Origin of the sequence: Halomonas sp. HP20-15 (assembly GCF_033446685.1) — a bacterium.
Classification (GTDB): Bacteria; Pseudomonadota; Gammaproteobacteria; order Pseudomonadales; family Halomonadaceae; genus Modicisalibacter.
Genome location: NZ_JAWQLY010000001.1, coordinates 151527 through 177108 on the forward strand (window position 1 = coordinate 151527; position 25582 = coordinate 177108).

Consider the following 25582-nt stretch of genomic DNA (forward strand, 5'->3'; position numbering starts at 1 on the left):
TGCCGCGTATCTACAAGCGGCTGGCGTAGCAGTATTGCTGGGTCGTCAGCCTTGAGATTCGCAGCTCGAGCGGGGTGTCCTGATAGTCCCGCGCGACGCGGCGGATCTCGATCAGCGGTTCGCCGATCTCGACGCCCAGATGGGCGACATCGCGCTCGCTGGCGCTCACCGCGAAGAGTTGCTCATCGGCATGGGCCACGGTAACGCCGTACTGGTGCTGGTAGAGGTTGTAGAGAGTATTGGGCAGGACCTCCGGTTGCTGTTCGAGGGCGGCGAAGGTGGCGGCGTCGAGCACGATGTCCTCGAGCAGCGTCGGGTTCCCGGCAAGTTCGCGAATCCGGCGGACATGGATCACTTCGGCATCGGCCGGGAGCTCCAGCAGGTCCCGCTCGGCGGCGTTGGCCGGACGCCGCTGGCGACTCAAGACCCGCGAGACGGGCAGGCTGCGCTCGCCGTCATGGCGCACGATGTTGAAGAAACGGAACAGCGCCCGATCGGCATCGTGGGTCGCGACAGCAGTACCCTTGCCTTGGCGGCGGACGACCACATTGTCACTGGCCAACTCGTCGAGTGCCTTGCGCAGGGTGCCGACGCTGACGTTGTAGCTCGACGCTAGCGCCGCTTCGCTGGGGATGAACGTCCCCGGCGGCCACTCACCCGAAGCGATTCGTTCCAGGAGCAAGTCCTTGATTTGTTTGTACAGCGGCTGGAATGTCGGGCCTTTCGGCGCGGTCATGGAGGTAACATCCTTGTTCGTGAGCGGCGAGGAGGAAGATTCGTTGAGCGAATTATACCGAGGGAGGCGCATTCCGACATCTCCTTGACTGTTTTATATAGTATGTCATATATATGAGTTGCGAGTGAGATGCCATGTGCCAGAACTAGCGACAACCAAGGCCAATGGCAGCGGAAGGGGCCAAAATGGCCCTAGGGTCTCATCACAACAACAGCAACATCGGAGAACACCATGCGCCAGACTTCACGCTTCAAGACATTAGGATTGAGCACGCTGGTCGCCGGCATGCTCGGTGCGTCTGCCTTCGCCGGCCCGGCGCTGGCAGCCGATGCCGAGGGCTATCCCGATCACAACGTGCAATACATCATTCCCTTCGGCCCCGGCGGCGAGTCGGACATCAGCGCCCGATTGCAGCAGCAGTATTTCCAGGAGTTGACCGGCCAGCAATTGATCATCCAGTACATGGCCGGCGGCGGTGGCGCCGTGGGTTGGTCGCAGCTCAACGAGATGGCGAGCGACGGCTACACCATCATGGGCACCAACCTGCCGCATATCATCCTCAAGCCGATGGGCAAGGATCCGGGCTTTACGACCGAGGAGCTCAAGAACTTCCACTACTTCCACTACTCACCGGACGCGCTGATCGTCACCAACGACAGCCCCTACAAGACGCTCGACGATCTTATCGCCGCCGCCAAGAAGGCCCCAGGCAGCGTCACCGTCTCGGGTAGCGGCACCCAATCCGCCAACGACATCGCCAACCAGCGGTTCGAATCGCTGGCCGACGTCAAGACCACCTACATCCCGTTCAAGGGCACCGGCGCGGCAGTGACCGCCTTGTTGGGCGATCAGGTCAAGGCCGAGTGGGGCTACACCACCACCGCCGCCAACCACAGCGACAAGGTGCGCATGCTGGCGGTGGCTTCCGAAGAGCGTCATCCGCTGTTTCCCGATGTGCCGACCTTCAAGGAGCTGGGCTATGACATGACCGGCGGCGCCTATCGCGGCATCGCGGTTCCCCAGGGAACGTCCGAGGAAATCACCAAAAAGCTGTCCGACATCTTTTCACAGATCAACCAGAACCCCGAATTCCGGCAGAAGATGGAAGATCTGGGCTTCGTACTGATCGACGTGCCCTACGAAGAGATGGACGCCTTCATGGCCAAGCGCAGCAAGGAATACGAGCAGGTCGCCCGCGAAATGGGGATCATCGAGTGACCGACATCCGCCCGGGTTTCCCGGGCGGACTCGTTCCTCAACGGAGGTAGTTCATGGAAACACTGAGTTTCATGGCCGCCGCGCTGTCCCCCCTCAACCTGCTGCTGGCAGTCATCGGTGTCGCTGCCGGAATCGTCATCGGCGCCTTGCCCGGCCTGTCGGCGACCATGGCCGTGGCAGTGCTGGTACCGGTCACGTTCGGCATGCCCCCCGAGGCGGCGCTGATCATGCTCGGTGCCATCTATACCGGGGCGATCTACGGCGGGTCGTATGCCGCGATACTGGTCAATACGCCGGGTACCCCCTCGGCGATCGCGACCACCTTCGACGGTTATCCCATGGCCCAGCGCGGCGACGGCGATCTGGCGGTCACCCTGTCGACGCTGTCGTCGGTGATCGGCGGGTTGGTCGGGGCGCTGGCCTTGCTGACTCTCGCGCCGCTATTGGCGCAGATCGCGCTGAGGTTCGGGCCGGTCGAATACTTCTGGCTGGCGATCTTCGGCCTGACACTGATCTCGGCACTCTCGGAAGGCTCGACCCTCAAGGGCTTCATCGGCGCCGGCGTCGGCTTGTTGCTGTCGACGGTGGGGGTGTCGGTGATCGGCGGCGACATTCGCTACTCTTTCGGCTCGCAATTCCTGCTGGGCGGAATCGAGACCATCTCGGCGCTGATCGGCCTCTACTGCATACCGGTCTTGATCGATCTGGTCGCCACACCCAGCGCTCATCTGCAGCCGCCCGAGAAGGGCCGGGGGATTCGCCTCGGCGAGGGGCTGGCACTGATATGGCGCGGCAAGCTCAATGCCGCGCGCAGCGCGGTGATCGGCACGCTGGTCGCCATTCTGCCGGGGGCGGGTGGTTCCATCGCCAGCCTGGTGTCGTACTCCGAGGCGCGACGTACCTCGAAGCGTAGCGAGCGCTTCGGCCATGGCGAGCCGGACGGCGTGATCGCCACCGAAACGGCCAACAACGCCACCGTGGGCGGCGGTTTCATTCCCACCTTCGTGCTGGGCATTCCTGGCACGCCGCCCGATGCGGTGATTCTCGGGGCGCTGCTGGTTCAGGGGTTTCGGACCGGCCCGGAGATGTTCACCACCAACGCCAGCGTGACCTATACCTTCATCGGCGGTTTGGTCATCGCCACGTTGCTGATGCTGCCGATGGGACTGCTGATCGGACGTTATGCCTTCAAGTCGATCGTCAGCATTCCCAAGGCGTTGCTGGTGCCGAGCATTGCCTTCATGACGGTGATCGGTACCTATGCCATCCGCAACAACCCGTTCGACGTGGTGGTAATGGTGGCGCTGGGAGTGATCGGCTGGGTGCTGGCACGTTACGGAATCAAGCCATCGCCGATCGTGCTGGGGCTGATCCTGGGGCCCATCGCCGAACAGGGCTTCGTCCAGGGCTATCTGATAGGCAACGCTTCGGGCTCGGTCTTCGGCGCCTTCTTCGGCCGGCCGCTGTCATTGGCGATCATCGCGATGGTGCTGCTGTCGGTGCTGTATCCGGTATGGCGTACGTACCGCGCCCGGCGGCTGCCCAAAGAATCCGAGGAGGCCCGGCCATGAAGCCATCCATCGAGCCCACCGAGAGGGTCGCGGCGCGCGGCTCCGATGCCAGCCTGGCCCTCGTGATGCTGGTCATTTCACTGGGCGCGCTGTGGTTCAGCCAGGATATGTCGATCATGGCCAGCGTCTTCCCACGCACCATCGCCGCGCTGGTGGCGGCCTTCAGCGTGGCCTTGCTGTTGCGCAGCCTGTTGATGCGACCGACACGTCCGCGTCCCGAGCCGGGCAGCGTCGCGCGGCGGCTGTGGCTGATCGCCGTGTTGCTGGTCTGGAGCCTGGCGCTCAAGTGGCTGGGATTCCTGGCGTCGAGCCTATTGAGCGCGGTGTGCCTGGTAATGCTCTCGCACTATCACGCCTGGACGCCGAAGCGTGTCGCTGGCTACGCGATCGTGCTGCTGCTGATCATCGGCCTGTTCTACGGCCTATTCGCCATCATACTCAACGTGCCGCTGCCGGTTGGTCTGCTTTGGCGCACCCTATGACAGACAAGCGAGGTAACGGATGATCGACATCCTGATCACGGAATTCATGGACGGGGCGGCCGTGGCCGACCTCGAGCGCGACTTCGCGGTGGGCTTCGACCCGACGCTGGTGGAGGATCGCGAGCGTCTGATGGCCTCGGGCGAGGGCGTACGCGGGCTGATCGTACGCAACCGTACCCGGGTCGATGCGGCGCTGCTCGGTCAATTCCCCGACCTGCAGGCGGTAGGCCGGTTGGGAGTGGGGCTCGACAATATCGACCTGGATGCCTGCCGGGAACGGGGCATCGAGGTGCTGCCTGCCCAGGGCGGCAATACCGTCTCGGTGGTGGAATATGTGCTGGCCGGGGTGTTGATGTTGCGCCGAGGTGCCTATCTGTCGACGGCCAGGGTGGTGGGCGGCGAATGGCCGCGCCAGGCGCTGATGGGCCGCGAGACCCAGGGCTCGATCCTCGGCCTGGTGGGGTTCGGGGCGATCGCCCGGGAAGTGGCGCGGCGCGCTCGTTGCCTGGACATGTTGGTCATCGCCTACGATCCCTTCGTCGATGAGCGGGACAGCGCTTGGCACGAGGCCGAGCGTGCCACCACGCTCGAGGCGCTGTTGCCGCGAGTCGACGCGCTGAGCCTGCATGTGCCGCTGAGCGAGGGAACCCATCATCTGCTGGGGCGTGAGGCGCTGGCGCTCATGAAACCGGGCAGCGTATTGATCAACACTGCGCGCGGCGGTGTGGTCGATGAAGCGGCGCTGGCCGAGAGCCTGCGCGACGGGCACCTGGGAGGAGCGATGCTCGACGTCTTCGAGCAGGAGCCGCTGGCTGCAGGATCGCCGCTGGCCGGCCTCGAGGGGCTGATCGCCACGCCGCACATTGCCGGGGTCACCCATGAATCCAACGAGCGCATCAGTTGGATAACCGTCGACAATGTACGCCGTGCGCTGGGGGTGACTATATGACCATGCTGTCGATCGACGCGGCCCATGCGCTGGCGATCGCCGCGCTGAGCGCGGTCGGCGTGCCGAGCTGGGAAGCCGAGGTCACTGCCGGCGCTCTGGTGATGGCCGATCGCGACGGCCTGGCCTCGCATGGGCTGTCGCGGCTGCCGTTCTATCTGGACCAGGCGCGCAGCGGCAAGATCGTCGCCGGGGCACGGGCCGAAGTCGCCATCGAAGGCTCGGTGATCCGTATCGACGCCCAGCACGGGTTGGCCTTTCCGGCGATCGCCCGGGGCGTGGAAAGCGCCATCCCGCTGGCCCGCGAGCTGGGCATGGTCGCCGTGGCGATTGGCCGTTCGCACCATTTCGGAGTGGCGGGCTACCCGGTGGAACGCTTGGCCCGCGAGGGGCTGATGGCGATGGCCTTCAGTAACGCGCCCTCGGCGATGGCGCCCTGGGGCGGCAACCGCCCGCTCTACGGCACCAATCCCATCGCCTTTGCCGCGCCGCGAGCAAATGCCGAGCCACTGGTCATCGACTTGTCGCTGTCGAAGGTGGCGCGCGGCAAGGTAATGCTGGCCAAGAAAGCCGGCGAGCCCATACCCGAGGGCTGGGCGCTGGATACGCAGGGAAGGCCGACGACCGATGCCGATGCGGCCATCGCCGGCAGCATGGTGCCGGCCGGCGACGCCAAGGGTGCCTCGCTGGCGCTGATGGTGGAGCTGCTGACCGCCGGGCTGACCGGCAGCCACTTCGGCTTCCAGGCCGGTTCGTTCTTTGACGCCGAGGGCGAGCCACCCAGTGTGGCCCATCTGCTGCTGGTGTTCGATCCGGAGCGGTTCGCCGCCGGTTATCTCGCGCATGCCGAAGCGCTGTTCGACGAGATGCTGGCTCAGCCCGGCGTACGGCTGCCGGGGGCGCGGCGCTTCGCCACCCGCGCCAGGCATAGCGAGACGATCGAACTGCCCGACGCCCTGGTCGAGGAGGTGGCGGGCTATCAAGAAAATGGACGCGTCCGACCTACCTGACAGCAAAGACGGATTGGCAGGGAAGAGCCGGCCGGGCTAGTGTCGAGAAAACTTTCGAGCCCGGCCGATAAGGAGACTGTCATGCTTACGCCCGTCTTACTCGCCGGCGGTAGCGGCACCCGTCTCTGGCCACTGTCACGCGCCGCACACCCCAAGCAGTTTCAACCGCTGTTGGGCGCGTCAAGCCTGCTTCAGGCGACCCTCGAGCGTCTTGCCGGTCAGGCCATGGCGCGGCCCATCGTGGTCTGTCAGCAGGACCATCGCTTCCTGGTCGCCGAGCAGTTGCGCGAGATCGGTGTCACGGCCGACATTATTCTCGAGCCAGAAGGGCGCAACACTGCACCGGCGATCGCCCTGGCGGCACTGTGCCAGAGTAGGCGCGATCCCGAGGGCTGCCTGTTGGTGTTGCCGGCGGATCATTATCTGGCCGATCCCGCAGCGCTGCACGCCGTTCTGGTACCGGCCGAGACGGCGGCCCGCTCAGGGCAACTGGTGGCACTGGGGGTGAGGCCCCATACCGCGGAGACGGGCTACGGTTATATCGAGATCGACGGCGACATCGCCACGGCCATCGAAGCGACGGAGGCTCGCCCCATCATGCGCTTCGTCGAGAAGCCGGATCGCGAAACTGCCGAACGCTTCGTTCGCGAGGGTCGCCATCTTTGGAACAGCGGCATGTTCACGATGCGCGCCGATCGCTACCTCGAGGAACTCTCGAGCTGGTGCCCAGCCATTTTCGACGCCGTGACTGCCGCCTGGGACGGGCTGCATGTGGATCTCGATTTCATGCGTGTCGAGACGACGAGATTCCTTGCCTGCCCGGCCGACTCCATTGATTACGCGGTCATGGAGCGTACCGATCGGGTGGCGGTGGTACCGCTGGCCTCGGGGTGGTCGGATGTGGGCTCCTGGCAGGCGCTATGGGAGAGTGCCGAGCATGACAAGCACGGCAATGCGCTGGCTGGCGACGTGCTGATCGAGGCGGTCGAGGAGTCGTTGATATACAGCGAGTCGCGGCTGGTGGCGGCGTTGGGTGTCAGCGGTTTGATAGTCGTCGAGACCGCCGATGCGGTACTGGTCGCTGATCGAGAACAGAGCCAGGCGGTCAAGGGATTGGTGGCTCGCTTGCGGGCCCAAGGGCGCGAGGAGGGCGAGATCCACCGCCGCGTCTATCGTCCCTGGGGCTCCTACGAGCGTCTGCACCGTGGGCCGCGATTTCAGGTCAAATATATCCGCGTCCGTCCGACCGGCCGGCTTTCGCTGCAGAAGCACCATCATCGCGCCGAGCACTGGGTCGTCGTTTCCGGCACGGCGCGAGTCACGCGCGGCGACGAATGCTTTCTGCTCACCGAAAACCAGTCGACCTATATTCCGCTGGGCATGGTGCATCGGCTCGAAAATCCCGGGCACATCGACCTTGAAATGATCGAGGTGCAAAGCGGCAGCTATCTCGGTGAAGACGACATCCAGCGTCTTGACGACAGCTACCGACGGGAATAATGAGTAACGTGAGTGGGTCGACGAGCCGCGAGGCGTGGGCGTCCCATAGCGTCGCGTCTGCATTCAAGGTTGGTTTTCTCTTAGGTGGCTAACGCTTCGAACTGCGGCAATACGGTTTCCTTGAGAAAGGGCCGGTAGTGCTCCTCGGTGACCGTGATCGGCGCCGCGTCCATGGTGGCGATGGCCTCGGCGAGAGCGGCCTCGTCGTGCATCGGCACCAGGAACGGCGCCAGCGTGCCGCGCAGGATCTCGCGGGGGCCTGAGGGGCAGTCGACACTGACCACCGGCGTGCCCAGTAGTAGCGCCTCGATCAGCGCACGGGGCAGCCCTTCGGAATCCGAGCTCAGCACCAGCGCCTTGGCGTGGCGGATGAACGGATAGGGGTTGGTCTGGTAGCCGGGCAGAATGACCCGTTCGGTGAGGCCGAGCTCATCGATCAAGGCCCTCAGCCGGGCTTCCTGATCGCCCTTGCCCTTGCCCAGGAGCATCAGCGGCGTGGTCACGCCGCTGGCCTTGTAGGCGCGCAGCAGCCTGTCATGGCGCTTGCGCGGCTCGTAGGTGCCGACGTTGATGAGATAGTCGCCCTCGGGCAACTCCGCCGGCTCGTCGGCCATCGCCAGGAATGGCTCCCGCTCGTAGGGATTGTAGATCGCGCGTATCTCGCCGGCCTCGAGGCCGATGACATCGACGAGATTGTTCTTCACTCCCTGGGAGACGGCGATGACCTTGCGCCCGGTATAGAAGCGATGCACCTTGGCGAAGGCCTTGGCGCGCTGCTTGGGATCGCTGAACTTGGCCGAAATGTCGCTCTTTATCCAGAAATGCAGATTCGGGTCGCGCAGGTGGCGGGTGATCTTGTCGCAGGAGCAGGAAATGATCACGTCGGGGGCGAAGGCATCCAGGGCGCGAGCGATGCGGCGTGCCTGCCACTGCTCGACCAGCGGATTCGAGAACAACTTGGTGAAGCGGTTGACGGCTTCGAGATTGACGATCTCCAGCCCCTCGGGGATGCGATGCTCGATCCGTTCGCGCAGGATGAACACCTTGACCTGATTGCCTCGCTGACGCAGGCCGTCGGCGGTATAGAGCAGCGATTTCTCGGCGCCCCCTCCGTAAAGATCTTCGATGACGAAGGCGAAGCGTTGCGTATTCATAGAGGGCCCTTTGTGTTTTCCAGCGCGCCGCGAATATGTTCGAGAGCGAGTTGGCGATACTTCTCGCCCTTTAGCTTGGTGGGACTGAGCATCGCCTCGAGACAGGCCTGCCGCCGGGCGTGGGTTTGCGGGAGTCGACGAACATGCGTGTCGATCCAGATCAATTCGCCCTGGGCGTCGACCAGTACATTTCCGAAATGGAAGTCGCGGTGGGCATAGCCATGGGCGATCAACCGAAGGGCTTCATCGCACATGCGTAGTAGAAAAGCGCAACGGCCGTCTTCGTCCTGTGCGAGGAAATGACGCTCGCCCGAGCGGGCTTCGTCGAGATACTCCATGGCATATAACGAGCCCAGCGGATTGCAGGGGTTGATCGCTATCCCGTGGCCCCGGCAAGCGATCGTCCTCAGTCCCGCGCGGCGAATGATGCGGTTGCTGCGGTATTCGCGCGCGGCCGCGGAGCGTCCACTCAGCCGCTTATCGAGCAGATCGCGCAATAGCCACTTGGCGGTCTGCTTGCGCCAGTCGTACTTGTCGCGGACCAGCTTGTACAGCGAGCCGCCGGCTTCGTCGAGATAGAAGGCGCTGCTGCCGACCTGTTCGAGCGTGACCATCGCCGCCGGGTGGCTCAGAGATGCCTTCGCCGGCAGCGAGGCGAGATTGCGTATCAGGTACCAGCGCGACACACCATCCAGGCTGACTCGGTGAAAGGTCATGGGCTTCGCTTGATAGGCTATTAAAGGAGTCGGCAATCCTCGTGACCCCGCCGGGGAAAGTCAAGCCGGCCAGGAAGCGGGTAGTGGACGCCGGTTGCCTGGCGATTGGCGATGCCCGATGCCCGGGCGACGCCGGCATCAAGCCAATGCTATAGCGGCCGCACGCAACCGCTAATAGGATAGACTCGTCGTTCTGGCTCAAACCCGATGCAGAGGCGCGCGTGTACGATTTCATCATCATAGGCGGCGGTATTCTCGGTCTTTCCACCGCGATGCAGTTGATCAAGGCCTATCCCGGCCGGCGAATGCTGGTGGTCGAAAAGGAGAGCGGGCCGGCGCAGCACCAGACCGGCCACAACAGCGGCGTCATCCATGCCGGTGTCTACTACACGCCGGGCAGCCACAAGGCGCGCTTCTGCCTGGAGGGCAATCGTGCCACCAAGGCGTTCTGCGAGGAGCACGCTATTCCCTTCGAGGTGTGCGGCAAGCTGCTGGTTGCGACCAACGAGCTCGAGATGCAACGCATGCAGGCGCTATGGGAGCGCACCGCGGCCAATGGCCTGGAACGGGAGTGGCTGTCGGCCGAAGCGCTGCGCGAACGGGAACCCAACATCACCGGCGTCGGCGGGATCTTCGTGCCGTCCAGCGGTATCGTCGATTACGCCCGGGTGGCGGCTGCCATGGGCGAGCGCTTCGAGGCGGCCGGCGGCGAGATCCGCTGCTCGACGGCGGTGACCGGGCTCGAGGAGCGTCGCGAGGAGGTCGTGGTGGAAACCTCGCGGGGTAGTTTCACCACCCGCCAGTTGATCTCCTGTGCCGGGCTGATGGCGGATCGCGTGGTGCGCATGCTCGGCGTCAAGCCCGGTTTCACGATCTGCCCGTTTCGCGGCGAGTACTACAGGCTGCCCCCGGCTCACAACGACATCGTCAACCATCTGATCTACCCGATTCCCGATCCCTCGATGCCGTTTCTCGGCGTCCATCTCACGCGCATGATCGACGGCAGCGTGACGGTAGGGCCCAACGCCGTGCTGGCTTTCAAGCGCGAGGGCTATCACAAGCGCGACGTGTCGGTGCGCGACAGTCTGACGATGCTCGCCAACCCGGGCGTGCTCAAGGTGCTCATGGCCAATCTGCGGCCCGGGCTGATCGAGATGAAGAACTCGCTGTTCAAGAAGGGCTATCTGCAGGAGGTGCGCAAGTATTGCCCGAATCTGACCCTCGACGATCTTCAGCCGTATCCGGCCGGGGTGCGCGCCCAGGCGGTGTCCGACGGTGGCAAGCTGATCGACGACTTCCTCTTCGTCAATACCAAGCGTACCGTCAACGTCTGCAACGCTCCCTCGCCGGCGGCGACCTCGGCGATTCCCATCGGCGCGCACGTCATCGCCAAGGTCAAAGAACTGGTCGAAGCGTGAGCTGTGCAGGGCCTACAGCTGAACGCTGCTATTGCGCATCGGGATCAACTTGCCGTGATCGATCACCGGTCCCGTCGGCTGGCCGTGGGGCGCGCCGCTTGCGGGCTCGATGCTGACTGCCAGGTCGGCGTGAGTGAGGGCGGCGCGCAGCCGTTGCGGCATGATCATTCGCGCTTCGCCGTGGCTCGGCAGCATCCCCAGCGAGACCGGCTGACCGTCATCCATCATCCATAGCTCGCCGCCCATGCCGGCCGGCATGTCGCCAGGCTGCACGGCCTGCACCATCAGCTCGCCGCTGACGCTGGCGCTGATGATCCAACCTGGCACCTGATTCTCGTCGAGAACGACGAAGACCGCGTCGCCCGGGATCATCGGCTGGCCGGGCGCCTGATACCAGAGTAGGGCGAGACTCAGACTGGCGATGGCCAAGCCGGCGGTCAGCGAGCGCCAGACGCCCAGGCGTTGCAGCCAGGGCCGTCGCCCGACACCGAGACGCTGCGCGATGCGGGGCCATAGCGAGGCGGGCGGGGGGACCGGCGGCAATTGATCGTTCAGTATCTGCAGATGCTCGCGCCATGCGGCAACGTGCTGCTGCAACGCCGGGCTCACAGCCAGGAGCGCTTCGAAAGCGGCCACCTGATTACGGTCGAGGGTACCCAGCACGTACTCGCCGGCAGCGAGCTCACGCTCGTCGGGGTCGCTCAGATCCCACTGCTCATGCATACCTTCAGCCTCTCCAGTCCACGCCGTATCCAGCTTTTGATGGTTCCCAGCGGCTGGGCCAGGGCGCTGGCTAACTCGCCGTGGGTCAACCCTTCGAAATAGGCTCTTTCAAGCGCGCGTCGTTGGTCGCCGGACAGGGCCTCCAGGCACTCGTGCAAGCGCTGGGTCGAGTGCGCCAGGTCGGTGGCCGCATCCATATCGTCATAATGGGCCAGCATGTCCAGTGCCTCACCGCCGTCCTCCACGTGCCGATGGCGTTTGCGCAGCCAGTCGATGCCGATGTTGCGGGTTATGGTGCTGAGCCAGGTCATGGGTTTGGCCTGGCCGGCATCGTAGCGTCCAGCGGTCTGCCATACGCGCAGATAGACTTGCTGCAGGCAATCCTGCGCGGCGCTCTCGTCTCGGACTATACGTAGCAATTGAGCATATAGACGCGCACTGGTGGCACGATAGAGCCGTTCGACCCCCTTTGCCTCGCCGTTGGCACACGCCATCAGGTAATCGACGAGGTGGTCCTGCGTGTTGTTCTGCATGCGCGTCCCGTAGGCAATTGGTTGGCAGGTACGCCGACACCAGTCTTCGTCAATGGTTAGCGCGTGTAAAGCCTGACGTTCTAGCAAACCGATGCATCCGGTTGATTGTGCCTTGCGTATGACTCCTTAAGACCTCTTTGAGAGGTCGACGACACCCTTCAGAATAAGGAATAGTAACGATGAAGATGCACAATTTGCTGGGCGGTACGTTACTGACGGCTACGCTGTTAACCGGCCTTCCTGCCTGGGCATCCCATGGTCCGACCGAGGTTGGGGGCGCAACCATGTATCCGACTAAAAACATCGTCGAGAATGCCTTGAACTCAGGAGATCATGAGACATTGGTGGCTGCGGTCAAGGCGGCGGGGCTCGTTGATACATTACAAGGCAAAGGTCCCTTTACGGTGTTTGCGCCGGTCGATAGTGCTTTCAATAGACTGCCTAGCGGTACGGTTCCCATGCTGCTCAAGCCGGAGAACAAGAGCCAGTTGCAAAGCGTTCTGACCTATCATGTAGTGCCCGGCAATATGGACCACCAGGCATTGAATGAGGCGGTCATGGAAGCTGGCGGCAGTGCCCAGCTCGAGACCGTTAATGGGGCCATGCTGACAGTAATGAAGAATGGAAATAATCTGGTGGTCGAGGACCAGGCCGGCAATGTTGCCAACATCAGTACCTATGATGTCAGCCAAGCCAATGGCGTGATTCACGTTATCGACCGTGTCCTGATGCCACATAGTTAAGTCGAGTGGGCCTTGCCCATCGCGTCGCTGCCCGTGCGCAGCGACGCTCTTCATCCCTGTAGCCTGCCACTTTGGTCGCGCTTTCCCGCCCTACGCTTGATGCCCTCGGTAGTACGCCGCATGATCGGACTTATCCGATAACAATCCTGTGACGATAACAACTCCTTTTCCCCGCCGGTTCGCAAGGAACCCTCTTTCACCATGACGATGAATGTTTCGACGGTAGTGGTGGTCGATGACGACCGCGAAATTCGCGAACTGCTCAAGGATTATCTGGAACAGCATGGCTATCGCGCGCTGCTCGCGGAGGATGGCGATGCACTGTATGGCCTGTTGCGACAGGAAAAGCCCGACCTACTGGTCATGGATATTATGATGCCCGGCGAGGATGGCCTGTCGTTGTGCCGGGACCTGCGCCGCACCAGCGACGTGCCGATCATCATGCTGACCGCCAGCGCCGACGAGACCGATCGGATTCTCGGCCTGGAGTTGGGCGCCGACGATTATCTGGCGAAGCCCTTCAACCCGCGTGAATTGCTGGCGCGCATCAAGGCCGTGCTGCGCCGTGTCCGGGTGGCCCCGGCGGAGTCGGCGCGGCTGGTGCGCTTCGGTAGCTGGCAACTGGATCGCATCACCCGTGAACTGATCGACCGTGACGGGCAGCGCAGCGCGCTGTCCGGCGCCGATTACCTGCTCCTGACGGTCTTTCTCGATCATCCCGAGCAGGTGCTGTCCCGCGAGCAGCTCTACGACCTGAGCCGGGGAAGGCGGGCGCCGCCGCTGGATCGCTCTATCGACGTGCACATCTGCCGGCTGCGCCAGCGCCTCGGTGAGGACGCGCAGCATTCGCAGTTGATCCGCACCGTGCGAGGGGCGGGCTATGTACTCGCCGCGCCGGTGGAAACGCTGGGGTGAGAGGCTGGTTTCGACCGCGCACCCTGCGTGGACGCTTCGTACTGATCATGTTGCTCGGCGTGCTCGGCGCGCAGGTGACCAGTTACAGCCTATGGGGCTGGCAACAGGACCGCGAGCGCCTGGCGCAACTGGACAGCTTGTCGCGCAATCTCGCCGAGAGCCTGGCGGCGACGGTGCGCTATTTTCGTTCGCTGCCCTACGAGTATCGGCACATCGTCCTCGACCAGTTGCGCGACATGGGGGGCACGCGCTTTTTCGTCAGCGTCAACGATCACCTTATCGTGCTTGATCGTACCGATGGCGGCCGGGCCCGCGAACTGGTCGCCGGCAATCTGCGCGAGGGACTGGAGCGGGAACTGGGCCGCCAGGAGCTGCATATCGGTTTCTCGCGACCGGACGAGCTCAAGGTCTTCAACAACGAAGTCCCGCTGATCGAGTTGCCGGCGCACTGGGCGCACCACAGCCTGGCCATGGCGCCCCTGTCGACGCCGATCCTGGTGGTGCAAATGCCGCTCGAGGCCAATAGTTGGTTGTACGTGGCGACCACGCTGCCGATCGCCGGATTGCTGGAGGGGCCGATGTGGCTTTCGGGCGACCGGCTGTTCGTCTCGCTGGCCGTACTGTTGACGGTGATCGGCCTGTCGCTGCTGGGGATTCGCTGGCTGACCCGGCCGCTCTCGGTGCTGGCGAGAGCGGCCCGGCGGCTGGGCGATGATCTCGAGTCGCCGCCCTTGGCCGAACGCGGCCCACGGGAACTGCGCGACACCGCCGCCGCGTTCAACCGCATGAGCGAGCGGATTCGCCAGCAGGTCGACGAGCGCGAGCGGCTGTTCTCGGCCATCTCGCACGACCTCAAGACGCCCATTACCCGGTTGCGCTTACGCGCCGAGATGCTCGCCGATTCCCGTCAGCGCGAAGCCTTCGTGCGAACGCTCGACGAGATGGACCAACTGGTCAAGGGGGCACTGGCTTCGGTGAAGGGGTTAGACCTGCACGAACAGACGGGACCACTCGATCTCGATGCGCTGGTCGCGACATTGGTGGATGAGCTGGCCATCTTCGGCGAGACGATCAACGTGCAGGGCCAAGCGGGGGTGATCGAGGCCAAGCCGCTGGCGCTCAAGCGCTGCCTGGGCAACCTGCTGGAGAATGCGGTTTTCTACGGCGAGCGCGTCGAGGTCTCGCTGTGTCGTGAAGCGGGAATGGCGAAAGTCGCGCTCAGCGACGATGGCCCGGGGATACCCCTCGAACAGCGCGAACGGGTATTCGAGCCTTTCGTACGACTCGAGCCTTCGCGTAGCCGGCATACCGGAGGGAGCGGTTTGGGGCTGTCGATCGCTCGCCACATTGCGCGTGCTCATGGTGGAGATATCGCTCTCGACCAGGCGGCGGCCGGCGGTCTGCTGGTCGTGCTGCGATTGCCGTGCTGAAAGCGCGTTTATTACGGCATTGTAAGATTCGGCAATGCTTTGCAGTCTTTGGTAATCCCCCGCTCCGACGATATGCGCTAGCCTCAGTTGAGGCGTTGCGCCAGCGCCGAATGACAATCACAACATAACGACACGCTTGCAGGACCCGCCATGCCTCTCGCAACTTCCTTGCCGATCCGCGTCAGCCGTGGGCGCACATCGTCGAGTCGACGGTGTACCGTGCCGCCCGCGGTGTCGCCCCTGTCATGACAGCAACCTGCCGATTTCCGATGGGCGAGGCCTCGTTGCCTCGTGGTCAGTCCGTGTAAGCAACGCATAACAACCAAGGAGTCACACGTCATGAAAAAGATCCATACGCTGGCCGCCGGTGCGGCACTGGCGGTCGCCGTCTCCCAGGCCCAGGCCGCCGAAATCGAAGTACTGCACTGGTGGACCTCGGGCGGGGAGGCCAAGGCGGCCAACATGCTCAAGGAGAAGCTGGAGGCGAAAGGGCATACCTGGAAGGATTTCGCCGTAGCCGGTGGCGGCGGCGACAGTGCCATGACGGTGCTCAAGTCGCGGGCGATTTCCGGCAATCCACCCGCGGTGGCCCAGATCAAGGGGCCGTTGATTCAGGAGTGGGGCGATATGGGCTTTCTGGGCAATATCGACCAGATCGCCAAGGAGGAGAACTGGGATTCCTTCCTGACCCCCCAGCTCGCTGCCGATGACAAGGTCGATGGCCACTACGCCGCGGTGCCGGTCAACATCCACCGCATCAATTGGCTGTGGGCCAACCCCGAGGTGCTCGAGAAAGCCGGCATCGATGGCTTGCCGGCCACCTGGGACGAGTTCTTCGCCGACGCCAAGAAGATTCGCGAGGCCGGTTTCATCCCGCTGGCGCACGGCGGCCAGCCATGGCAGGACGCGACCGTCTTCGAGGTGGTGATGATGGGCATCGGCGGGGCGGACTTCTACCGCAAGGCCTTCGTCGAACTCGACCCCGAGGCGTTGACCAGCGACACCATGATCGAGTCGCTGAAGACCTTCAAGAAACTGCGCGAGACCATGGATCCCAACATCGCCGGCCGGGACTGGAACGAAGCCACCTCGATGGTCATCAACGGCGAGGCGGCGATGCAGATCATGGGTGACTGGGCCAAGGGCGAGTTCACCGCCGCGGGCCTGACCGCCGGCGAGGATTACCTGTGCGAAGCGGCGCCGATGACCGAGCACATGTTCTCCTACAACGTCGACAGCTTCGCCATGTTCAAGGTCGATGACGGGGGCAAGCAGCAGGCCCAGCGGGACCTCGCCAGCCTGATCCTGTCCAAGGACTTCCAGTCCACCTTCAACAAGGCCAAGGGCTCGATTCCGGTGCGCCTCGACGTGCCGCTGGAAGGCTTCGATAAGTGTGCCCAGGAATCGCGCAAGGCCTTCGATGCGGCCAGCGAAGGCAATGGCCTGGTACCCAGCCTGGCGCATGGCATGGCGGTGTCGGCGAGCGTTCAGGGAGCGGTCTTCGACGTGATCACCAACTTCTTCAACGATCCCGGAATGAAGGCGGAAACCGCCGCCGAACGCCTGGCCAGCGCGGTTCGCGCCGCGGGCTGAGCTGCCGCCGCCGCTCGCGCCCTGCGAGCGGCGGCTTGTCGTCGTTTCATTCAAGGACACTCCGATGTCGCAAACCGATTCTCTGCCGCGCCGGCGCGCGAACGCGGGCCGGCACTCGCTGTCCGGTACCCTGGAGCGGGTACTGCCGCGCCTGGTGGTGGCGCCCTCGCTCGCGGTGGCGCTGTTCTTCGTCTACGGCTACATGCTGTGGACGTTCGTTCTGTCGCTGACCAACTCGGGGATGCTGCCGCAGTACGATTTCGTCGGCTTCGAGCAGTACGCGCGGTTGTTCGCCAACCAGCGCTGGAACGTCGCCGCCACCAACCTGGTGGTATTCGGCGGGCTGTTCATCGTCATCTGCCTGTTCCTCGGGCTGATGCTGGCAATCCTGCTCGACCAGCGCATCCGCCAGGAGGGCGCGTTGCGCACCATCTATCTCTATCCCATGGCGCTGTCGCTGATCGTCACCGGGGTGGTCTGGCGCTGGATCCTCAATCCCGGACTGGGCATCCAGTCGCTGGTCCGCGGTTGGGGCTTCGAGGACTTCACTTTCGACTGGCTGGTCAACCCCGACATGGCGATCTATGCGCTGGTGATCGCCGCCGTGTGGCAGGCCTCGGGCTTCGTCATGGCGCTGTTCCTGGCCGGGCTGCGCAGCATCGACGACAGCCTGTTCAAGGCTGCGGCGCTGGATGGCGCGAGCCTGCCGAAGGTCTACTGGCGGATCGTGATTCCCTGCCTGCGGCCGGTGGTGTTCAGTGCGGTGATGATTCTCTCGCACATCGCCATCAAGAGCTTCGACTTGGTCATGGCGCTCACCGGCGGCGGACCGGGCTACGCCACCGACCTGCCGGCGACCTTCATGTACGCCCACACCTTCACCCGCGGGCAGATCGGCCTGGGCTCGGCCAGCGCGATCATGATGCTGTGCGGGGTGCTGGCGATCCTGGTGCCGTACCTGTATTCCGAACTGCGAGGAAGCAAGCATGGATAACGTCATTCGGCGCCGCACGCTAGGCGCCCGCATGCTGCGCGCAGGGCTCTATGCATTGCTGCTGGTGATGGCGCTGGTCTACCTGCTGCCGCTGGTGGTGATGTTGCTGACCTCGATAAAGCCGCTCGAGGAGATCCGCGCCGGCGCGCTGCTGTCATTGCCGGATTCGCTGACGTTCGCGGCCTGGATCAAGGCCTGGGGCACGGCCTGCACCGGGATGCGCTGCGAGGGGCTGTCGGGTTACTTCATGAATTCGATGAGCATCGCGATACCGGCCGTGGCGATCTCCACGCTGGTCGGTGCGCTCAACGGCTACGCGCTGACCAAGTGGCGCTTTCGTGGCGCCAACCTGTGCTTCGCGCTGCTGCTGTTCGGCTGCTTCATACCCTTTCAGGTGGTGCTGATGCCGATGGCCCGGACGCTGGGCTGGTTGGGACTGGCGAGCTCGACGAGCGGGCTGGTGCTGGTCCACGTGGTCTATGGCATCGCCTTCACCACGCTGTTCTTCCGCAATTATTACGTCTCGGTCCCCGATGAGATGATCTCCGCCGCCAAGCTCGACGGCGCCGGGTTCTTCCGGGTCTTCTGGCGGATTCTGCTGCCGGTTTCGGGGCCGATCATCACCGTATCGGTGATTTGGCAGTTCACCCAGATCTGGAACGACTTCCTGTTCGGGGTGGCCTTTGCTGGATTCGACTCGCAGCCGGTGACGGTGGCGCTGAACAACATGGTCAACACCTCGACCGGGGTCAAGGAGTACAACGTCGACATGGCGGGGGCGATGATCGCCGCGTTGCCGACGCTGGTGGTCTATGTCCTGGCCGGAAAATACTTCGTTCGCGGGCTGACCGCGGGATCCGTCAAGGGTTGAGCACAGGTTTCAGGGGTTATTATGTCCGCATTGGAAATTCGTAACGTACACAAGACATTCGGCAATACCGAGGTACTCAAGAACATCTCGCTGGCGATCGATTCCGGCGAGTTCCTGATCCTGGTGGGGCCCTCGGGCTGCGGCAAGTCGACGCTGATGAACGCCATCGCCGGCCTGGAGCCGGTCACTGCTGGCGAGATCCTCATCGGCGGCGACGACGTCACCTGGCGTACGCCGGCCGAGCGCGACATCGCCATGGTCTTCCAGTCGTATGCGCTCTACCCGAGCATGACGGTGCGTCAGAACATCGTCTTCGGCCTGGAGATGCGCAAGGTGCCCAAGGCCGAGCGCGAGGAGGCGGTGGCGCGGGTCGCCGACCTGCTGCAGATCACGCCGCTGCTCGATCGCAAGCCGTCGCAGTTGTCCGGCGGCCAACGCCAGCGTGTCGCCATGGGCCGCGCGCTGGCCCGCGAGCCGCAGATTTACCTGTTCGACGAGCCGCTGTCCAACCTCGACGCCAAGCTGCGCGTCGAGATGCGCACCGAGATCAAGAAGCTGCACCAGCGACTGGGAACGACGATCGTCTACGTCACCCACGATCAGATCGAAGCCATGACGCTGGCCGATCGCATTGCGGTGATGCGCGATGGCAAGATCCTGCAACTGGGTACACCCGACGAGGTCTACAACGATCCGGCCGACATCTTCGTCGCGGGATTCATGGGCTCGCCGTCGATGAACTTCATTCGCGCCACGTTGGCCGGCCAGCCCGGCAGCTACCGACTGAGCGTGGATGTCGGCGGCGAACAGCCGCTGGTGCTGCCGTGGCCCGAAGCGCGCGAGACACCTGCGCTCATCCGGCACGTCGGCGAGCCGGTGACGTTGGGGCTGCGGCCGGAGCATTTCAGCGAAGAGGACGCGCGACTCGGCGACCAGGTCGAAGGCACGCTGCTCAATACCACCACCACGGTCGTCGAGCCGACCGGTGCCGATCTGCTGCTGCGCGTCTCGCTGGGCGACAGCGAGGTCACCGTACGACTCGGGCCCAAGAGTTGCGTCGTGGCCGGCGAGCCGATCGCGCTGCGGATCGACATGAGTCGTGCGGTGCTGTTCGAGCCGGAGACCGAGCAGCGCTTGGCCTAGACATCAGCCGAGCGGTCGGATGGGCTCGCCGCTGCCCGTCATCGAGGGCCGCAACTCGCTCCAGGCGGCGTAGGTGCTCAGGAACACCCGGCCGGTCAGCGTCTCGAGAAAATCGCTGTGCTTGAGACGATCCATGACCGGCCCCTTGACCTCGGCGAGATGCAACGTCACGCCGGAGTCCTTGAGCCGTGCATTGATCGCCTCGAGACTCTCGAGCGCCGAGGCGTCGATCAGATTGACCGCCGAGCAGATCAACACCGTGTGGCGAAGCTGCGGGCGTTCGGCAACCAGCGTATACAGCGTATCCTCCAGATAGCGGGCATTGGCGAAGTAGAGGCTTTCGTCGATGCGCAACAGAGCGACCTGCTCGTGACTTTCCACCTGATGCCGGGCGACGTTGCGAAAATGCTCGGTGCCGGGCACGCGGCCCACCAGGGCGCTGTGCGGGCGACTGGTGCGGTACAGGAACAGCGCCACCGATAGACTCACGCCGGCGATGATCCCGGCCTCGACACCTTCCACCAGGGTCAGCACCAGCGTCGCCAGCAGCGCGGCGAAGTCGCTCTTCGAGTAGCGCCAGGTGCGCCGCATCGCCGGAATGTCCACCAGCGTGAGTATCGATACCGTGATGGTGGCCGCCAGTGTCGCGGTCGGCAGGTAGCGGATCAGCGGGGTGAAGAACAGTGTGACCAGACCGATGCCCAGTGCGGCGACGATCCCGGCGATCGGCGTGCGTGCGCCGGCATCGAAATTGATCACCGTGCGCGAAAATCCGCCGGTGACCGGCATGCCACCGGTAACCGAAGCGGCGAGATTGGCGGTACCCAGTCCGATGAGCTCCTGGTCCGGCGAGATCCGCTCGCGGCGCTTGGCGGCGAGCATCTGGCCCATCGATACCGACTCGACGAAGCCGACGATGCTGATCAACAGCGCCGGTACCAGCAGCGAGTACCACAGCGACGGCGCGAAGTCGGGCAGCGTCAGCGGCGGCAACCCAGCGGGCACCTCGCCGACGACGGCGACCCCGCGGGCCGTCAGGTCCAGATGCCAGGTCGCCAGCGTGGTCAGCACGACGGCGAATACCGGACCGGCCTTGGCGACCAGGTCGGCAAGCTTGGCGGGTAGGCCGATTCGCTTCAGGGCTCGGCGACCATAGCGTCGCATGCCGAGCAGAAAGGTCAGCGCAAAGACGCTGATCATTAGGGTGACGAGGTTGGTTTCGGCCAGCTGACTTGCAAGATTGCCGAGCAGGGCGGGGAGGGTAAAGCCGGCGCCTTCGATGCCCAGTAGGTGGGCGGCCTGGCTGGCGGCGATCAGGATCCCCGAAGCCGACAGGAAACCCGAGATAACCGGGTGGCTAAGGAAGTTGGCGAAGAACCCCAGCCGCAGGAAGCCCATCACGGTGAGCATCAAACCCGACAGCAGCGACAGAACCAGGGCACCCGCGATGTACTCGCCGCTGCCCGGCGTGGCGACGTCGGCCAGCGCGGCGGCGGTCATCAGGGCGACGATGGCCACCGGTCCCACGGCCAGGGTGCGGCTCGAACCGAACAGCGTATAGGCAAAGACCGGCAGGATGCTGGCATACAGGCCCATCACGGCGGGCAGGCCGGCCAGCAGGGCATAGGCCAGCGACTGGGGGATCACCATGATCGCTACGATCAGCCCGGCGGTCAGGTCATGGCTGAATAGCTCGCGTCGATAATAGGGTAGCCATTGCAGCAATGGCAGGTAACGCTTGAGCATCGGTATCTCGTGACAACAGGCTTGCGACGTTCGTCCGCGACGTTCGTCCGTGAGGTGGCCGCGCGCCTTGACTTGATAAATCGGTGCGACGAATTTCCTAGAAATGATGAGGGGTTACCCGAAGCGGCGCAAGGCTGAGCGGCCTGGCTGCCTGCAAGCGACGGCTTGATTAGCGCCCCGCCATGAATAAACGGGCAATTGTGCGTCGATCGCCTATGCTGGAAATGCCCAGCGTATGGCATGGCGACCGCCTGCTTGCAGGGCGTCGACCGACGAGAGCCTAGGGAAGCCTGGATATGGATAAGACGGATCGTACCGGACTGGTGATCTTCTGCGTGGCGATCGCCTTTCTTGCCTTCCTTGCCGGCGCTTACGTCACGCTGGCCAAGATCTTTCCCTACGATTATTTCAACGATGCCTTCAAGGCCGCCAAGGCGCTGAGCGCCCAGCGCGCCGTGGTCGACCCCTATACCCAGACCGACCTGTGGCGGCGCGCCCGTCGCGACGATCGCGGAGTGACGATCCACGATCCCCAGCGGGCCTACCAGGGCTATACCCTGTATACCTCCGGTGACGGTACCTATGCACAACTGGTCGACATGGCCGGCAAGGTCGTCCATCGCTGGGAGTTGCCGTTCAGCGCGGTCTGGCAGGAAACGGCCAGCGGCCGCAAGCCGCAGCCCGACGAATTGATGTACTGGCGCAAGGCCCGCGTGCTGCCCAACGGCGATCTGGTGGCGATCTACATCGCCGCCAACGACACGCCCTGGGGCTATGGCCTGGTCAAGATCGATCGCGATTCGAAGCTGATCTGGAGCTACAAGGCACACGTCCATCACGACCTGGATATCGCGGCGGATGGCCGTGTCATCACCCTGACCCACCAGTTCAGCGATGAGGCCGTGGAGTCCTTTACGCAACTGCAAAAGCCCTGGCTCGACGACTTTCTGGTCGTTCTGGCGGGCGACGACGGCCGGGAGTTGAGTCGGGTGCCGCTGTTTCATAGCTTCCTCGAGTCCCCGTTCCGCGACTTGCTGTATTCGACGCCCAACTTCGCCACGGCCGATCCCTTGCATACCAACAGCGTGCAATTCATCGACGAGGCGACCACCGCCGCCTTCGCGCCGGCGAACGGCCGCCCGGGGCAGGTCTTGCTGTCGTTTCGTCACCCCGGCAGCATCGCTCTGGTCGACCCGGCCAGCGGCGAGATGAGCTGGGCGACCCGCGGTCCCTGGTTGGGCCAGCACTATGCCCGGGCCCTGACGAACGGCCACTTCACCATCTTCGACAATCTGGGCAACTTCCAGCCCGGCAACCGCACACGGATGATGGAAATCGACCCCACGAGCGATGCCGTGGTTTGGCGCTATACTGGGAACGACGCTCATCCGTTCGACAGCGGTTTACGCGGGGCGGCCGAAACGCTGCCCAACGGCAATCGTCTGATCACCGAGTCGGATGGCGGTCGACTGCTGGAAGTGAGCCCCGACGGATCGCTCGTCTGGGAGTTCGTCAATCCGGTTCGCGGGGGCGACAAGGATCAGTTCATCCCCGTTGTCTCATCGGGCCAGCGCATCGCTCCGGAAGCCTTCGACGCGGATTTCCGCGCCGTTCTCGCTACACCTGGGAGGTGAAACCATGATGCGTCAAGCCAAGCACTCTTTTTCCAGCCACGCGCTTTTCAAGCAGGGCCTACGGCCGGCAGGCCTGCTGTTGGCGGTCCTTGCCGCCAGCCTGCCCCTGGCCGCGCAAGCCTATGTCGGGCCCGGGGCCGGGCTCAGCCTGTTGAGCGCCCTGTGGGGAGTCATCGCGGCCATCGCTGTCGCGGTACTGTTCGTGGTGATGTGGCCGATCCGGCGCATGCGCCGGCGGCACAGGGCGCGCCGCGCCGATGAACTCGCCGCCACCCAGGCCGGCGACGCGGGCCCTCCCGAAGGTATCGAGACCACGTCGACGAAGCCTCCGATCCCGCCGCGCTCATGACGCCAGTCCCCGGCCCGGCAATGCACATCGGTGCGTCCGCCGAGCCGGGGCGCGCTCCCTAAGGCACTCGTCGACGAGGCAATGAATGGGACTGTTCGATCTTCCTGGACCCTTGTTCGCGGCCATCGACAGGGCGATGGCCATGGCCTTGTCGCCAGCCTGGCGGTTGGCTTGCTGGGCGGCGCTGGCGGGGGCCGGGACGCTCATGCTCTACAAGCTGATGTCGCCGCAGCAGCGGATCGGGCAGGCCAAGCGCGCCGCGCGTGAAGCCCGCCAGCGCCTCAATGCGTTCGATGGCGAACTGAGCGAGGCCGGCCCGCTGATTCGCGCCCAGTTCGTGGCGGCGTTTCGGCACCTGGGGCTGGTGATACCCGGGACGCTGCTGTCGATACTACCCTTGCTGGCGTTGCTGGTCTGGCTCGACGGTCATTACGCACGAAGCTATCCCGTCGCCAGCGAGGCGCCCGTCGTGACGACATCGCCCCGACATCTGGAGTCACGCTGGGTGAAGTTGGGTGACGAGCCGCCTCGCGTTCAGGTGAGCCGAGGGGGGGAGCTGCTCGCCGAGGTGCTGGTCTCCTCGCCGGTGCCGATCGTCGAGCACCGGCACTGGTGGAACTGGCTGTTCGCCAATCCGCTGGGTTATCTACCGGCAGACAGCGGGATCGAGCGCATCGAGATCGCCTTTCCCGAGCGTGAGTACCTGGCCTACGGTCCCGGTTGGATGCGCAGTTGGCTGACGATCTTCTTCCCGGTGATGCTCGTCGTGTCGTTGCTGATGTTTCGCTGGGCGAAAGTGCAATGACCGCCCCCGAATCCTCTCCAACCCGGCCGAGCGTTTCGTCGGACGCGCTGGAAAGCTTTGCGGTTCCCGGCTGGATGCACCACCTGGGCGGCTGGGTGCATCGCCATCCGCAGGCGGCGATTCGGCTGGGCAATCTGGAGACCCGCGTGATCCGCGAGGCCATCGCCGATCTGACGGTCGATCGGCCGATCTACATCGCCGGGCTGGCGCGTTCGGGAACGACGATTCTGCTCGAACGGCTGGCCGAGCATCCACGCGTGGGCAGTCACCGCTACATCGATTTCCCGCTGGTCGCCACGCCCTATTGGTGGAATCGCTGGCTGGCGCTGGTGCCGCAGTCCGGCGATCAAGCCAGGCAGCGTGCCCACAACGACGGCATTGCGGTGACCGCGCAGAGCCCGGAGGCTTTCGAGGAGATGCTGTGGATGGCCTTTTTTCCCACAGCGCACGACCCGAGGCGCAGCTCGGTGCTCTCTCGAGAAACCGACAATCCGGCCTTCGCGCAATTCTACGACGAGCATATCCGCAAGCTGTTGGCGGTTCGCAAGCGACAGCGCTACGTCGCCAAGGGTAACTACAACCTGGTGCGCCTGGGCTACCTGCATGCGCTGTATCCAGCGGCGCGTTTCGTCCTGGCGATTCGCGATCCGCTCTGGCACATCGCCTCGCTGATGAAGCAGCAAGTGCTGTTCGCTCGCGGCGAAACCGCTTACCCCCGGGCATTGGAGCACATGCGACGGGTCGGTCACTTCGAGTTCGGCCTCGACCGTCGGGCCATCCACGTCGGCGACGATGAGCTGGCGGGACGTATCGACGCGCTATGGGGCGCCGGAGAGGAGGTGGCGGGCTGGGCACATTACTGGGCGGGCCTCTATCGCCATGTGGCCGAGACCTTGGCGACGGACGCGGCGCTACGCGAAGCCTGTCTGGTGGTGCGCTACGAAGCGTTGTGCGAACGCCCCGCCGAGACGCTGGCCGCGGTGTACGCGCATAGCCGGCTGGAAGTCGACAGCCAGACGCTCGCGCAGGGCGCGGCCCAGCTGCATTTCCCGGGCTACTACCGACCCGACTTCAGCGACCGGGAGAGGGCCTTGATCGAGGAGGTGACCGGCCCGGTCGCGGCATTGTTTGGTTACTAGCCACGCATGGCGATGTCGACCAAGCCCGCGCACCGCGATTAGGTTAACAATTCCCAATGTGAAGGTTGATACATTTGCGTATTCAAACGCTTTGCACTGGGCCAAGCTGTCCATCGAGCTTTCATTCGCGGCCACGTACAACGACAGGAAACAGCCATGTTCAGCCTCGACTCCCAGACGGATAGCAGGGCGGCCGACGCCGCGCCACAGGGT

The 25582-nt window shown here is 64.1% G+C and carries 24 protein-coding genes; 18 read left to right on the plus strand and 6 right to left on the minus strand.

Going from position 1 to position 25582, the window contains the following annotated elements; all coding sequences use genetic code 11:
- Nucleotides 1–10: 10 nt before the first annotated feature.
- Nucleotides 11–736 (minus strand): GntR family transcriptional regulator, encoded by a 726-nt coding sequence (locus tag R6258_RS00745; protein ID WP_318446263.1) that lies wholly within the window; start codon nucleotides 734–736, stop codon nucleotides 11–13.
- A gap of 231 nt (nucleotides 737–967) precedes the next feature.
- Here R6258_RS00745 and R6258_RS00750 point away from each other — a divergent pair, with 231 nt between their 5' ends.
- The 6 genes from R6258_RS00750 (at nucleotide 968) to R6258_RS00775 (ending at nucleotide 7463) form a co-directional block, all read left to right on the plus strand.
- Entirely contained in the window at nucleotides 968–1954 is a 987-nt protein-coding gene (locus R6258_RS00750; RefSeq protein WP_318446265.1) for a tripartite tricarboxylate transporter substrate binding protein, read from the plus strand.
- Between the two features lie 53 nt (nucleotides 1955–2007).
- Nucleotides 2008–3525 (plus strand): tripartite tricarboxylate transporter permease, encoded by a 1518-nt coding sequence (locus R6258_RS00755; RefSeq protein ID WP_318446267.1) that lies wholly within the window; start codon nucleotides 2008–2010, stop codon nucleotides 3523–3525.
- Nucleotides 3522–4007 carry a tripartite tricarboxylate transporter TctB family protein gene (locus R6258_RS00760; protein ID WP_318446269.1) on the plus strand — a complete coding sequence of 162 codons (486 nt, stop codon included), beginning with the start codon at nucleotides 3522–3524 and terminating at the stop codon, nucleotides 4005–4007. Before R6258_RS00755 ends, R6258_RS00760 begins: the two co-directional genes overlap by 4 nt.
- Nucleotides 4008–4026: 19 nt before the next feature.
- On the plus strand, nucleotides 4027–4956 hold the full coding sequence (locus R6258_RS00765; protein ID WP_318446271.1) for a hydroxyacid dehydrogenase: 930 nt from the start codon (nucleotides 4027–4029) through the stop codon (nucleotides 4954–4956).
- On the plus strand, nucleotides 4953–5963 hold the full coding sequence (locus R6258_RS00770; protein ID WP_318446273.1) for an Ldh family oxidoreductase: 1011 nt from the start codon (nucleotides 4953–4955) through the stop codon (nucleotides 5961–5963). Before R6258_RS00765 ends, R6258_RS00770 begins: the two co-directional genes overlap by 4 nt.
- A gap of 81 nt (nucleotides 5964–6044) precedes the next feature.
- Nucleotides 6045–7463 carry a mannose-1-phosphate guanylyltransferase/mannose-6-phosphate isomerase gene (locus tag R6258_RS00775; protein WP_318446274.1) on the plus strand — a complete coding sequence of 473 codons (1419 nt, stop codon included), beginning with the start codon at nucleotides 6045–6047 and terminating at the stop codon, nucleotides 7461–7463.
- 80 nt (nucleotides 7464–7543) lie between these two features.
- Here the strand turns inward: R6258_RS00775 and R6258_RS00780 are convergent, their stop codons facing one another.
- Both R6258_RS00780 and R6258_RS00785 read right to left on the minus strand, forming a co-directional pair.
- On the minus strand, nucleotides 7544–8617 hold the full coding sequence (locus R6258_RS00780) for a glycosyltransferase (protein WP_318446276.1): 1074 nt from the start codon (nucleotides 8615–8617) through the stop codon (nucleotides 7544–7546).
- Entirely contained in the window at nucleotides 8614–9333 is a 720-nt protein-coding gene (locus R6258_RS00785; protein WP_318446278.1) for a hypothetical protein, read from the minus strand. Before R6258_RS00785 ends, R6258_RS00780 begins: the two co-directional genes overlap by 4 nt.
- 221 nt (nucleotides 9334–9554) lie before the next feature.
- Between R6258_RS00785 and lhgO the strand changes: the two genes are divergently transcribed.
- The gene (gene lhgO / locus R6258_RS00790; protein WP_318446281.1) at nucleotides 9555–10751 is read left to right on the plus strand and encodes an L-2-hydroxyglutarate oxidase; all 1197 of its coding nucleotides are present in this window, start codon (nucleotides 9555–9557) and stop codon (nucleotides 10749–10751) included.
- Between the two features lie 12 nt (nucleotides 10752–10763).
- Here the strand turns inward: lhgO and R6258_RS00795 are convergent, their stop codons facing one another.
- Both R6258_RS00795 and R6258_RS00800 read right to left on the minus strand, forming a co-directional pair.
- The gene (locus tag R6258_RS00795; RefSeq protein ID WP_318446283.1) at nucleotides 10764–11474 is read right to left on the minus strand and encodes an anti-sigma factor domain-containing protein; all 711 of its coding nucleotides are present in this window, start codon (nucleotides 11472–11474) and stop codon (nucleotides 10764–10766) included.
- On the minus strand, nucleotides 11453–12007 hold the full coding sequence (locus R6258_RS00800) for a sigma-70 family RNA polymerase sigma factor (RefSeq protein WP_318446285.1): 555 nt from the start codon (nucleotides 12005–12007) through the stop codon (nucleotides 11453–11455). The genes R6258_RS00795 and R6258_RS00800 overlap by 22 nt, the downstream gene beginning before the upstream one ends.
- A gap of 179 nt (nucleotides 12008–12186) precedes the next feature.
- Here R6258_RS00800 and R6258_RS00805 point away from each other — a divergent pair, with 179 nt between their 5' ends.
- The 7 genes from R6258_RS00805 (at nucleotide 12187) to R6258_RS00835 (ending at nucleotide 19696) form a co-directional block, all read left to right on the plus strand.
- The gene (locus tag R6258_RS00805) at nucleotides 12187–12750 is read left to right on the plus strand and encodes a fasciclin domain-containing protein (protein ID WP_318446286.1); all 564 of its coding nucleotides are present in this window, start codon (nucleotides 12187–12189) and stop codon (nucleotides 12748–12750) included.
- Between the two features lie 201 nt (nucleotides 12751–12951).
- Nucleotides 12952–13665, plus strand: coding sequence for a response regulator (locus tag R6258_RS00810; RefSeq protein WP_318446288.1), 714 nt, complete (start codon nucleotides 12952–12954; stop codon nucleotides 13663–13665).
- Entirely contained in the window at nucleotides 13662–15095 is a 1434-nt protein-coding gene (locus R6258_RS00815) for an ATP-binding protein (protein ID WP_318446289.1), read from the plus strand. Before R6258_RS00810 ends, R6258_RS00815 begins: the two co-directional genes overlap by 4 nt.
- A 339-nt stretch (nucleotides 15096–15434) precedes the next feature.
- Entirely contained in the window at nucleotides 15435–16688 is a 1254-nt protein-coding gene (locus R6258_RS00820) for an ABC transporter substrate-binding protein (protein ID WP_318446290.1), read from the plus strand.
- A 64-nt stretch (nucleotides 16689–16752) separates the two neighbouring features.
- Entirely contained in the window at nucleotides 16753–17682 is a 930-nt protein-coding gene (locus R6258_RS00825; protein WP_318446292.1) for a sugar ABC transporter permease, read from the plus strand.
- A complete protein-coding gene (locus R6258_RS00830; RefSeq protein ID WP_318446294.1) occupies nucleotides 17675–18553 on the plus strand; it encodes a carbohydrate ABC transporter permease in 879 nt (292 codons plus the stop codon). The genes R6258_RS00825 and R6258_RS00830 overlap by 8 nt, the downstream gene beginning before the upstream one ends.
- A 21-nt stretch (nucleotides 18554–18574) precedes the next feature.
- Complete coding sequence (locus tag R6258_RS00835; protein WP_318446295.1) at nucleotides 18575–19696, plus strand: ABC transporter ATP-binding protein; 1122 nt, start codon at nucleotides 18575–18577, stop codon at nucleotides 19694–19696.
- A gap of 3 nt (nucleotides 19697–19699) precedes the next feature.
- Here the strand turns inward: R6258_RS00835 and R6258_RS00840 are convergent, their stop codons facing one another.
- Nucleotides 19700–21442, minus strand: a complete 1743-nt coding sequence (locus R6258_RS00840) for a sulfate permease (RefSeq protein WP_318446297.1) — start codon at nucleotides 21440–21442, stop codon at nucleotides 19700–19702.
- 296 nt (nucleotides 21443–21738) lie between these two features.
- On the opposite strand from R6258_RS00840, the gene R6258_RS00845 reads away from it, so the two are divergent.
- From R6258_RS00845 to R6258_RS00860, 4 genes are all read left to right on the plus strand, one after another.
- The gene (locus R6258_RS00845; protein WP_318446299.1) at nucleotides 21739–23076 is read left to right on the plus strand and encodes an arylsulfotransferase family protein; all 1338 of its coding nucleotides are present in this window, start codon (nucleotides 21739–21741) and stop codon (nucleotides 23074–23076) included.
- Nucleotides 23077–23080: 4 nt separating this feature from the next.
- Nucleotides 23081–23425 (plus strand): hypothetical protein, encoded by a 345-nt coding sequence (locus R6258_RS00850; protein WP_318446301.1) that lies wholly within the window; start codon nucleotides 23081–23083, stop codon nucleotides 23423–23425.
- Between the two features lie 85 nt (nucleotides 23426–23510).
- Complete coding sequence (locus tag R6258_RS00855) at nucleotides 23511–24230, plus strand: hypothetical protein (RefSeq protein WP_318446303.1); 720 nt, start codon at nucleotides 23511–23513, stop codon at nucleotides 24228–24230.
- A complete protein-coding gene (locus R6258_RS00860) occupies nucleotides 24227–25369 on the plus strand; it encodes a sulfotransferase (RefSeq protein WP_318446304.1) in 1143 nt (380 codons plus the stop codon). The genes R6258_RS00855 and R6258_RS00860 overlap by 4 nt, the downstream gene beginning before the upstream one ends.
- Nucleotides 25370–25582: the final 213 nt, after the last annotated feature.

What these genes read in the sequence shown, in the direction of transcription:
- R6258_RS00745 (WP_318446263.1), bottom strand. Translation starts at nt 736, where the DNA reads ATGACCGCGCCGAAAGGCCCGACATTCCAGCCGCTGTACAAACAAATC.
- R6258_RS00750 (WP_318446265.1), top strand. Translation starts at nt 968, where the DNA reads ATGCGCCAGACTTCACGCTTCAAGACATTAGGATTGAGCACGCTGGTC.
- R6258_RS00755 (WP_318446267.1), top strand. Translation starts at nt 2,008, where the DNA reads ATGGAAACACTGAGTTTCATGGCCGCCGCGCTGTCCCCCCTCAACCTG.
- R6258_RS00760 (WP_318446269.1), top strand. Translation starts at nt 3,522, where the DNA reads ATGAAGCCATCCATCGAGCCCACCGAGAGGGTCGCGGCGCGCGGCTCC.
- R6258_RS00765 (WP_318446271.1), top strand. Translation starts at nt 4,027, where the DNA reads ATGATCGACATCCTGATCACGGAATTCATGGACGGGGCGGCCGTGGCC.
- R6258_RS00770 (WP_318446273.1), top strand. Translation starts at nt 4,953, where the DNA reads ATGACCATGCTGTCGATCGACGCGGCCCATGCGCTGGCGATCGCCGCG.
- R6258_RS00775 (WP_318446274.1), top strand. Translation starts at nt 6,045, where the DNA reads ATGCTTACGCCCGTCTTACTCGCCGGCGGTAGCGGCACCCGTCTCTGG.
- R6258_RS00780 (WP_318446276.1), bottom strand. Translation starts at nt 8,617, where the DNA reads ATGAATACGCAACGCTTCGCCTTCGTCATCGAAGATCTTTACGGAGGG.
- R6258_RS00785 (WP_318446278.1), bottom strand. Translation starts at nt 9,333, where the DNA reads ATGACCTTTCACCGAGTCAGCCTGGATGGTGTGTCGCGCTGGTACCTG.
- R6258_RS00795 (WP_318446283.1), bottom strand. Translation starts at nt 11,474, where the DNA reads ATGCATGAGCAGTGGGATCTGAGCGACCCCGACGAGCGTGAGCTCGCT.
- R6258_RS00800 (WP_318446285.1), bottom strand. Translation starts at nt 12,007, where the DNA reads ATGCAGAACAACACGCAGGACCACCTCGTCGATTACCTGATGGCGTGT.
- R6258_RS00805 (WP_318446286.1), top strand. Translation starts at nt 12,187, where the DNA reads ATGAAGATGCACAATTTGCTGGGCGGTACGTTACTGACGGCTACGCTG.
- R6258_RS00810 (WP_318446288.1), top strand. Translation starts at nt 12,952, where the DNA reads ATGACGATGAATGTTTCGACGGTAGTGGTGGTCGATGACGACCGCGAA.
- R6258_RS00820 (WP_318446290.1), top strand. Translation starts at nt 15,435, where the DNA reads ATGAAAAAGATCCATACGCTGGCCGCCGGTGCGGCACTGGCGGTCGCC.
- R6258_RS00825 (WP_318446292.1), top strand. Translation starts at nt 16,753, where the DNA reads ATGTCGCAAACCGATTCTCTGCCGCGCCGGCGCGCGAACGCGGGCCGG.
- R6258_RS00830 (WP_318446294.1), top strand. Translation starts at nt 17,675, where the DNA reads ATGGATAACGTCATTCGGCGCCGCACGCTAGGCGCCCGCATGCTGCGC.
- R6258_RS00835 (WP_318446295.1), top strand. Translation starts at nt 18,575, where the DNA reads ATGTCCGCATTGGAAATTCGTAACGTACACAAGACATTCGGCAATACC.
- R6258_RS00840 (WP_318446297.1), bottom strand. Translation starts at nt 21,442, where the DNA reads ATGCTCAAGCGTTACCTGCCATTGCTGCAATGGCTACCCTATTATCGA.
- R6258_RS00845 (WP_318446299.1), top strand. Translation starts at nt 21,739, where the DNA reads ATGGATAAGACGGATCGTACCGGACTGGTGATCTTCTGCGTGGCGATC.
- R6258_RS00850 (WP_318446301.1), top strand. Translation starts at nt 23,081, where the DNA reads ATGATGCGTCAAGCCAAGCACTCTTTTTCCAGCCACGCGCTTTTCAAG.
- R6258_RS00855 (WP_318446303.1), top strand. Translation starts at nt 23,511, where the DNA reads ATGGGACTGTTCGATCTTCCTGGACCCTTGTTCGCGGCCATCGACAGG.
- R6258_RS00860 (WP_318446304.1), top strand. Translation starts at nt 24,227, where the DNA reads ATGACCGCCCCCGAATCCTCTCCAACCCGGCCGAGCGTTTCGTCGGAC.